Here is a 9,177-nt window from a genome sequence, read left to right on the forward strand (position 1 = left end):
GCAGCCAAGCTGGCAGTAATCGGCTCATGCGGTCAAGTCATTGTTTCCAGAAACAAACGCGCTTCCTTCAGATCGGGTATCTCGTCATCCTGCCCGAACTGCGTCAGAACCGAACTCAGGGCATCCCCGACAGGTACATCGTTGTCTCGGCGCCATTGCGCCAGCGCGATGACGGAACGCAACTCGTACAAATGCGCGCCCTGCTTTCGGGCTGTTTCGATCGCACACAGCAATAATGGTTCCGGGTCATCGCCTGTATTAGCGGCTAACTTGGCCTGTATGCGTAAATATTCTGCCTCAGCCCATTTCTCTTCGGTCTCAACCAGAAAACGCCCCGCCTGATGCAGGGATTGCCGCGCAGCGTCGTAGTCTCCGACCTGTACCTGTAATTCAGCAATGAGGGACAGAAAGAAATTTTTGTAATTCCCGGCCCCAACAGACCACCAGTCGTTGGCCGCCTTGCGCAGCTTTTCAATGCTCTCGGTGTTGGGTTCAGTCGCTGCATCAGCCCAGCTGGCCCAAAAACGCGCAATTGTCGCCATCAAGGGCAACGAATGTTGTTGCACAATTTCGACCAAGGCTTCGATATCCCTTCGTAATGCCGGAATATCGCGGGACAGCATATGGACTTTGCACATATAGACCAGAGTCTGCGCAATACTGTGGGCGTGATTGAGCTCTTTCGCCGAACCCAGTGCCGTGCGCTGGATACTCAGGGCTTCTTCCTGCCGCCCCATCAGGCAGTAACATGTCCCCAAAAACGCCGATGTGATAGCCGAGTGGTCCGTGCCATAGACATAGGCGAGTTGGCCGTGCTGATCAAAATCGTACATCGCCCAAGCTTGTTCCAAATGCCCCTGTGCTTCGGGCAGGTTGCCCAGGTGCAATTGAACAGCCCCCATAGCGCGGTGCCCAACCATTTGATGTTCGGTCCTGCCGCTATCCGCCGCGAGGTCGAGGATTTGAGTGGCCACGTCCTGTGCCAAACGGTATTCGGCCCGAACCAGATGGAAGGCGTAAAGCCCGTTCAGAACCGGAAATAGCCTCTCGGTTTCGTTGGCGCGATAACACAACTCTCGCAGGCGGCTATAGGCTTCGCCGGTGGCGTCGCCTGGGATCCCACTTGTGGATCGCAAAATGCCAGCGCGAAGGATCTGAATGTCGATTTCTCGCAGGTCCCGTTCCTGGCTTTTCGGCAAGTCCGCCACTTGGTCCAGTGCTTTGGACAAATGCGTCAGTGCTTCTTTCAGGGCCGAACGTTCAATCGCACGTCGCCCGGCGCTCTGCCAGTGTTCGACGGCCTCGGCCTTGCGGTTGGCCAAAGTATAATGCTGCGCCAGAACCTCAGGCTGTGTCTGCGCCATTTGCGGCTGGTTTTCCAGCAGCGCACCCGCTGCCCGGTCGTGCATAACCTGACGCTCGGTTCGCAATAGGCTGTCATAGGCCATATCGCGGATCAGCGCATGGCGGAACATAAACTCATCTTCGCCTGCGTTCGGCGCCTCGAGAATAAGTCCCGCTGAAGACAACTGATCCAGCCCTGCCTGCAACACAGCGGGTGAGAGAATCGATACCGACGCTACCAGTGCCAACGAAAACTGACGCCCGAACACGGCCCCGGTCTGCGCCACTTCCTTGGCCATGCCCAACCGGTCCAGACGCTCCATCAGCGAATCCTTGAGTGTGTTAGGCACCGACAACGATGGCAAGGGCCCGGTGAGGGCATAGCCTTTGTCTGTCAGCTGCAACTGTCCCGATTCCAACAGGGCGCGCGTCACCTCTTGCACATAGAGCGGAATACCGTCGGTCTTCGCCGCGATAAGCTCGCAAACTGGTGCTGGAACCGAGTTCCCGCCTGCTACATCAGCGACGATCTCGGCCACATCCCGGTTGGCTAAACGCCTGAGCGGAATATGCAACGTGTTGGGATGATGTCTCCAACCCGGATCAAACCCCGATCTGGCGGTCACGATGATCAGGACCGGCAGGTCCCGGATGTATTCGATCACCCGATTGGTCAGTGACAAGGTCGTCGGGTCGACCCAGTGAATGTCTTCAAATAGCACCAGAACCGGCTTGTTCCGCGCCAAGGCGGCCAGTTGTTCTTTTACCGCCTCGAGAGTCTTCTCAAGTTTGACCTGAGGAGGCAAATCCAATGGCCCCAATGTGCTGTCCGCCTCGACACTCAGCAGATCGGCAATCAGACGCAGATGCTCGGGCGGGTGATCCTGCAGAATATGGGTCAGCTTGGTCAGCTTTTCCTCATCGCTGTCTTCCGGAGCAAATCCAGCTGTACGTTCCAGATGCTGAATAATGGGGAACAATGCACTGTTGGCGTGCAGAGGAGAGCATTGTAAGTTCAGCCTAATAATGCCCTGCCCCCGCAACTTCTGACTGAGCCCTTCAATCAGACGGGACTTGCCGATACCGGCCTCGCCAGAGATCAGGACGGATTGCCCGATACCTTGACTGGCCTCGTTCCATTTGTCGCATAGTTCCTGAAACTCGGAATGGCGGCCCACAAGGCGACCCGCGCCCGCATCGGGCATGATGTCGAAACGCCGTTCAATGCGAGCCTGCCCGGTGACCGTCCACGCCTGGATCTTTTCGGAAAAACCTTTAAGGGCGAAATGTCCCTTGTCTTCCAATTCAAAGGCATTGCCGACCAACCTTCGGGTCGAGGGGCTGATGATCAGGGTATCCGGCTCGGCCAGCGCCTGCAGCCGAGCGGCCAGATTGGGCGTACGTCCCATGACTACGTCATGTTCTTTCAACCCTTCGCCGTGAATGGTCCCTACAACCACAAGCCCCGTTGACACCCCAATCCGAACGCGCAGAGTTTCCTGCCCTTCGATGCGCTTTAGCCCGTCCAAAATCTCCAGACCCGCATTTATGGCGCGCGAGGCCGCGTCTTCCAGTGCATGAGGATACCCGAAATAGATCATTGCCCCATCACCCATGAAACTGGCGACATGACCTCCGTACCGCGCGACAGCGGTGGTACAGGTTTCCTTGAACCGGCGGACCAGCTCTCCCAAGTCCTCGGGATCCAGTCGTTCGGACATGGGGGTAGATCCGACCAGGTCTACGAACATAACCGTCAACTGCCGCCGTTCGGCAACGATCTTGCCTTGCCCGATCACAGGGGCTGCGGTTCCTGCATCGACCAAGGCCGACATCAGTCGTCGCCTTGGTCCCAAAGGCAAACCCATATCGATCAGATCGTGTTCGGACAAAAGTGCAAGATCGGACAGTGTTACTTCATTTGACGAGAAAACGGGCGCGTACTTCGCCAACCCCAGCTTCTCTAAGAATACGCCGATCTCCGTCATTTCCCCCACTGTCCCCATCCGACTCTGGCTTACCGTCCCTGGCCGGAGCAGACCAGTCTCCGGTAAAAGCCGTTTAGCAATAGCCGCTTTGACGAAGCAACTGGTGCATAGGCCGACCGCATGGCAAGCTTTTTCTTTCTTGCTTGGAACGTCAAGTGGTTTGAGTGTTACAGGACGCCTTCAAGAAACGGGAAATTGACCCCAGTTGCAGCACTGAACTGAAAGAGCGGAAGCGCTCGAAACTAAGGCAAATAGGCAAAAACACACCGCGCAAAGATGGGATTCGGCCGTCGGCCGGGGAAACAAGTCAACAATGGAAGGGATTCGTGGGGCGACACGGCGCACTCATAACCCCCTCTAAAAACCAGTTGAAAACTAGTATGTGCTAAAATAAAGGCGTGCCGCCCACCAAGTCAGAGTGACATTGTGGCAAAATTGTGTCCACGATTCATTGGGAAATTCACTGTTTTCGTTTTTGAAACGAACTTCGGCGTCCCAAAAAAAACCTCTGTTAAGGGATTCCCCCAATTTCGCTAGACCGGTGGAAACTCTAAAGTGATTTCAACGGAACGTTATTCTCGAACCGTAGATCCCCGAGAGGGGCTGGTTACAACCCCCTCGGCCAGCCCCTCTAACCTCAGCCCCGAATTTAACTCGACTCACCGATTTTAATTTCGATATCGAAATTCCTGACGAATGATCGAAACGGGCCATGATGTCATGGGCGCTGCGGCTAGGATACCGCTCGACAATCGCCATGGGTTTGCCGCTCCTGACTAAGAGGCCAGTCAGCCACCTGCAGCTGCGCTTCGCCTGCGAGCCTTCACCCACCGATGCAGCGGCTTTTCGTAGATCAGGTAGATCGCTACAGCCACCACCTGACAGATGACGAAGCCGGCTAATAGCATAAGCCAGTTTTCGCGATCAGGGATGCCATCCAATACCTGGGTCGACGACCCGATCACCATCAGATGGCTAAGGTACGATGCGTACGAGGCGTCGCCCAGCAAAGCCAGCCCAGGCAACTTATGGCCCGACAGAACTGGTTCAAGCGACAGCATCCCGACGACGATAAGGCAGGCGGGAATGCCTCACCTCAACACTCGCAACCCGACATCCTGCAATAGCACCAAACCGGGCTTCATTACTGAGCTTTGGAAGTCCTTGGAGCGGACAAAGCGGCCTTATACCGCGCAAGTGCTGCAGTCCGCTTTGCTGATCAGGAGGGCTTGGTCTGTGCGTTCGTTGCTACTCGTACTGTACGATCACGGAAAGAAAATCCTCATCGCTTGTTACAACGGTATGGTGACCTTTGCCGTGCTTGTCTTCCATATGCCAGACGTCGCCCGGTCCAATATCCCTGAATTCTCCGTCGCTGGCGGTCACACGCACTGAGCCAGAAAGACAAATGAGCTTTTGAGCGACGGGCGTGGGATGAATTGGCTCATCCCAGCCCCTCTTGAGCCTCAAGAACATGGTTTGCTTGACGGCTTCTGGCTTTGAAAGCTCGATTGCTTTTGCAGGTGGCGCAAATGTTTGTTCTTCAAGTTCAACTTCGATGTCTTTCCAATGGCTTTCGCCTTGAGCATCCGAATACAGCTTCTTGAACTTCACTTTGGTGCCCCCGCCACATGACCAGCCTACAACCGATACTGGACATTGGGCCGCAATGCAGAAAAACGCAAGTTGGGCTCTTCGTCGTCATTCGCTACATCCAGCGCCAAAGGCCGCTTCATGGGCTTAATCCAAAAATAGGCCGTTCATTCTTGATAAGACTGTGCGCTCAATCAACTGAGATCCTGGTGCTCAAACCTTTCGGATTCTGCACTCGGCTTACATTCTTCAAGCGGCCAATGCAGATTGTGCAGGTCGCCATATCCACGGAGAGCATTCACCAGATCATCCGCAACGGCCTCCTTGTCGGTTCACCGGCTATGCAGTCAGTCATGGTGACAATGAGGTTGTGCATGTCCTGAAGGACAACAACGCTCAGCTCATGGTGGCCGATCAATTCGCCCAGCTTAAAGGCCGAAAATCTGGCCTTACTCATACGATCATCAGCCCCGGCGAAGAACTGACCCGTGACGAGCTGAAACAAACCTTGAAGGCGATCCGCTCAGAATTTGGGTACAACCCCGCCGATCCTGAAACGCTTTCAATGCATGAAAGCAAACGCGGTGATCGCTCGATCCAGAAACACTATCACCTCGTCAGGCCAGCGGCAGATTCAAAGACAGGCGAAAGCTATAAGCTTTTCCAGTCTAAATGCAGGGACGAGGCCGTTTGTCGTTTTCTGGAACTCGAATTCGGCCACAAACTGATTAGCGGAAGACATGACAATTTTGCCCAGAAACGCCTGCGTGAACTCGGCCGCCATGACTACGCCGACCGCGTGGCCGAGATGACGGCTGTGAGCTGGTCATCTTTCAACCAGAATAAGCACCAACAAGCGAAGCGAAACGGCTTCGATCTGCCCAAGCTCAGACATCAGCTCAAAGAGATTGCCAAGCTGGACCGCGAAGGATTGGAGCTGCGAGACGCAATCACGGAAGGCCGAGGCCGCAGCCGCATCAGTCTGGAATTGCCCGGTGATCTAAAGGACCACAATTGCAATCGAACACTAGAAATTTGTGCCGCAGACGTGGCCGCATTCATTGAGGAAACAAGGGAGAATTTGCATGACCTCAGATCCAACACAGAACCATATCTCGCAATCGAGCGAGACCCCGCTTCGGGATCTACTCTTGGCGATCACCGCGGGACAGGAACAGATTCACCAGAGCAACCAAGAAATTATCCATCGCCGAAACGCACTGTTGAAGATGCTGGCGGCCACAGCCAAGAACTAACCAGCGAAGCGGTCGAGCTGGCGTTTACCGCTAAATATCTAAAATCAGAGACCAGACAGTTCGCAGCCAACAGGTGTAGTGATCTGACTGCCGCCGATCTGGATGCACCACCCGATATCAATGACCCCAATTTACTGAAGAAACTGGCGGCAATGCTGAAGCGCCAGGTGGCTAAGGCCTACGCTGTTGTGTCGCTCGCGTTTCGTTATACTGCTGCTGATAGGTAAGGGATCTTGAAAGCAAGCCGAGATACCTGTGCTCACGCACTAGATGATTCTATTTGTGTCAATATTCAACTAGCGCCGGAAGAACAGCGTACCCAAGCTGCAAACCGTTTCATGCGGCTGGACACAATGGAATCAGGTTCTGGATTTTTTTGAATAACGCACAAAAAACCGCACAACAATTATTGCGTTGGCAAGCATATCTGCATCTAAGTGGTTGATTTTAATGGCAGGGGCAGCAGGGTTCGAACCCGCGACCTACGGTTTTGGAGACCGTCGCTCTACCAACTGAGCTATACCCCTATGGTTCGCCATCAGATATGCCAGTGACGCGGCGGACTCAAGGGGCTTTTTCACATTCTCCGACAGTTTGCCGTTTGACAAAAAAGTTGCACCTGACGCGCAGTTCTTTAAGACAAGGCTCGGCCAGCAGAAGGACACCTCCCTTGAGCATCCGCAAGAAAATCGCCGACAGCGAAGCCGTGTTGAACTGGCTCGCCCGGCGCATTGCAAACTATATCCGGCTGGCCCACCGCGGCACACGCTGGCAACGCATCGGCTATGAGGAACTTGATAAGCTGGTAGAACAGGGCGAACCGGTCATCGTTGTTTTATGGCATCAGCGCTTGGCTCAATCGCCCTATTTCTTTCCGTTGGACAAAGGGCGCATCTGCTCGATCACCTCGGCCGCACGTGCGGGCAGCATGGTGGGGCGCGTGCAAAAGCTGTTCGGTATGGATACCATCGCAATGACCAGCCGAAAACGTCATGTTACGCTGTCACGCGAGGTTTTGGGCAAGATGAAACAAGGCATTTCGATCGGTATCGCGGCGGACGGTCCGCGCGGCCCCGAGCGGGTGTCTTCAACCGTTCCTCTGGTCTGGGCGCGCACTTCGGGTAAACGGGTCTTTGGCATCACCTATTCAACCCGGCACGGTCGTGAGGCTGGTACCTGGGACCGCCTGTTGATGCCACGCCCCTGGCGCAACGAAGGCGTGTTCTTGTGCCGTGAATGGACCGAAACCGTCCCGCGAAAAGCAACAGAAGAGCAGATTGAAGCGTTGCGGTTAAACCTTGAGCAACACATGAACGACATCACCGCCGAAGCGGACCGGATGGTGGGTCGAAAGCCTTGGGCACCCGAATCCGAATAGATGCGTTTACCAACTCGAGAGTGGAAAACCACTTACCTCACAAAGCGTGGTTAAAACAAAGCGCGTTATGGTGAGCGCAAGCCGCTAATGACACGGCGCATATAGTCCATGAATTGCGCGCGTTCGGTCTCGCTCAATACATGCAGTGCTTCGGCGTTCACTTTGTGGGCAGAGCTATAGGCGTCATCTCGAAGTGCTGTGGCCTTATCGGTCAACCAGATTAATTGAGCCCTGGCGTCAGAAGGGTTCTTCATTCGCTTGATCAGGCCATCACGTTCCATACGGTTGAGCGTGTTAGCCAATGTCGCTTGTTCGACATCGAGCTTGTTCAGCAAATCCTTCTGCGAAACGCCATCCTTAATCCAAAGCTCCAGCAAGATAGGGAATTGGCCGATAACGATGCCAAGAGGTACGATACGGTGCTGCAGTTCTTTCGCAAACAATCGCGCCATGTGATTGACCAGATAACCGGCCGAGTCGTCTTTTTCGAATTTCATGTCCAAAAATTACACTTGAATAGCAAGCTATGCAATATTACATAGCTTGCTATCTTATTTTATCTGAAAGGACACGTAATGGCTAAGATCGAAGAGCTGGATGCAATCACCACGCTCGCGGACCAGATGCAGACCGAAGAAGGTCCGGTTGTGCTAATCAATCTGTTTACGGTGGAAACGAAAGACGAAAAAGCTCTGCTAAAGGCCTGGGCGCATGATGCAGACTTCATGAAATCCCAGCCGGGATATATCTCGACCCAACTTCATAAGGGCGTCGCAGGAAGTTCGACGTTCGTGAACTATGCGATCTGGCAGGACGTCAAAAGCTTTCGCGACGCCTTTACGCACCCCGAGTTCCAGCGACGGATAACCGATTACCCTGAAAGCGCTGTGGCACGGCCCCATCTTTTTCGAAAGCTTGCCGTCGAAAACCACTGTGTCGCCTAATTCGACACCCGGAGCAGCACCATGTTGAGAACCATCCACCCAATAGCCGGAGTAATTGGATTTTTGACGATCCTCATATTCTGGACTTCCACCCTATACAGCGAGCTGTTTGAGACCCACGCGACTGTCGCCGCCGTCAAATCCATGATCCTTAGCGGACTTCTTATTCTCGTACCGGCGATGGCGATTGTAGGTGCGTCAGGCATGTCATTGGGACGACGGCGAAAGGACGCACAAGCAATTGCCAAAAAGAAGCGGATGCCGATTATTGCCGCGAATGGTCTCCTGATCCTGGTGCCCGCTGCTTTTTATCTTAGCGCAAAAGCAAATGCGGGCTCATTCGATACCAGTTTTTATGTCGTGCAAGTCATCGAGCTGATTGCTGGGGCAACCAACCTACTATTGATGGCGCTAAGCATACGGGACGGGCGAGCGATGAGCGCGCGGCGCAAAAGGACATCCAAATTATAATCGACCAGCGCAGTATCGCTGACAGAAATTCCCAACGTAAAAGGCCGCCCCGGTTTGGGACGGCCTTTATTGATTTCTTCACCGTGTTGGTCTCGGCAGATTTTCCTGTGGAAAATCGCCTGACGCAACCAGGTGCGACAAGCGCGCCTTACTCGATGATTTTCGACACAACGCCGGCGCCGACAGTGCGGCCGCCTTCGCGG

Annotated in this window: 8 protein-coding genes and 1 tRNA gene; 4 read left to right on the top strand and 5 right to left on the bottom strand. The window is 54.3% G+C overall.

Going from position 1 to position 9,177, the window contains the following annotated elements; translation table 11 throughout:
- Nucleotides 1-32 precede the first annotated feature (32 nt).
- The 3 genes from AC2TCY_RS12880 to AC2TCY_RS12890 all read right to left on the bottom strand — a co-directional run bounded on the left by AC2TCY_RS12880 (nucleotide 33) and on the right by AC2TCY_RS12890 (nucleotide 4,946).
- Nucleotides 33-3,332, bottom strand: coding sequence for an adenylate/guanylate cyclase domain-containing protein (locus AC2TCY_RS12880; RefSeq protein WP_480847856.1), 3,300 nt, complete (start codon nucleotides 3,330-3,332; stop codon nucleotides 33-35).
- 788 nt (nucleotides 3,333-4,120) lie between these two features.
- On the bottom strand, nucleotides 4,121-4,393 hold the full coding sequence (locus AC2TCY_RS12885) for a hypothetical protein (protein WP_480847857.1): 273 nt from the start codon (nucleotides 4,391-4,393) through the stop codon (nucleotides 4,121-4,123).
- A 187-nt stretch (nucleotides 4,394-4,580) separates the two neighbouring features.
- The gene (locus tag AC2TCY_RS12890) at nucleotides 4,581-4,946 is read right to left on the bottom strand and encodes a cupin (protein ID WP_480847858.1); all 366 of its coding nucleotides are present in this window, start codon (nucleotides 4,944-4,946) and stop codon (nucleotides 4,581-4,583) included.
- A gap of 349 nt (nucleotides 4,947-5,295) precedes the next feature.
- Between AC2TCY_RS12890 and AC2TCY_RS12895 the strand changes: the two genes are divergently transcribed.
- Nucleotides 5,296-6,408 (top strand): hypothetical protein, encoded by a 1,113-nt coding sequence (locus AC2TCY_RS12895; RefSeq protein WP_480847859.1) that lies wholly within the window; start codon nucleotides 5,296-5,298, stop codon nucleotides 6,406-6,408.
- Between the two features lie 224 nt (nucleotides 6,409-6,632).
- Here AC2TCY_RS12895 and AC2TCY_RS12900 read toward each other — a convergent pair.
- Nucleotides 6,633-6,708: transfer RNA gene (locus AC2TCY_RS12900), tRNA-Trp, on the bottom strand.
- A gap of 143 nt (nucleotides 6,709-6,851) precedes the next feature.
- On the opposite strand from AC2TCY_RS12900, the gene AC2TCY_RS12905 reads away from it, so the two are divergent.
- The gene (locus AC2TCY_RS12905; protein WP_480847860.1) at nucleotides 6,852-7,559 is read left to right on the top strand and encodes a lysophospholipid acyltransferase family protein; all 708 of its coding nucleotides are present in this window, start codon (nucleotides 6,852-6,854) and stop codon (nucleotides 7,557-7,559) included.
- Nucleotides 7,560-7,624: 65 nt separating this feature from the next.
- Here AC2TCY_RS12905 and AC2TCY_RS12910 read toward each other — a convergent pair whose 3' ends face one another.
- Complete coding sequence (locus tag AC2TCY_RS12910; protein ID WP_480847861.1) at nucleotides 7,625-8,056, bottom strand: MarR family winged helix-turn-helix transcriptional regulator; 432 nt, start codon at nucleotides 8,054-8,056, stop codon at nucleotides 7,625-7,627.
- Nucleotides 8,057-8,134: 78 nt separating this feature from the next.
- Here AC2TCY_RS12910 and AC2TCY_RS12915 point away from each other — a divergent pair, with 78 nt between their 5' ends.
- Both AC2TCY_RS12915 and AC2TCY_RS12920 read left to right on the top strand, forming a co-directional pair.
- Entirely contained in the window at nucleotides 8,135-8,503 is a 369-nt protein-coding gene (locus AC2TCY_RS12915) for an antibiotic biosynthesis monooxygenase family protein (protein WP_480847862.1), read from the top strand.
- A 21-nt stretch (nucleotides 8,504-8,524) separates the two neighbouring features.
- Nucleotides 8,525-8,974: a hypothetical protein gene (locus tag AC2TCY_RS12920; RefSeq protein WP_480847863.1), complete on the top strand. Its 450-nt coding sequence runs from the start codon at nucleotides 8,525-8,527 to the stop codon at nucleotides 8,972-8,974.
- Nucleotides 8,975-9,177: the final 203 nt, after the last annotated feature.

This window comes from Ruegeria sp. HKCCD7181, assembly GCF_057221055.1.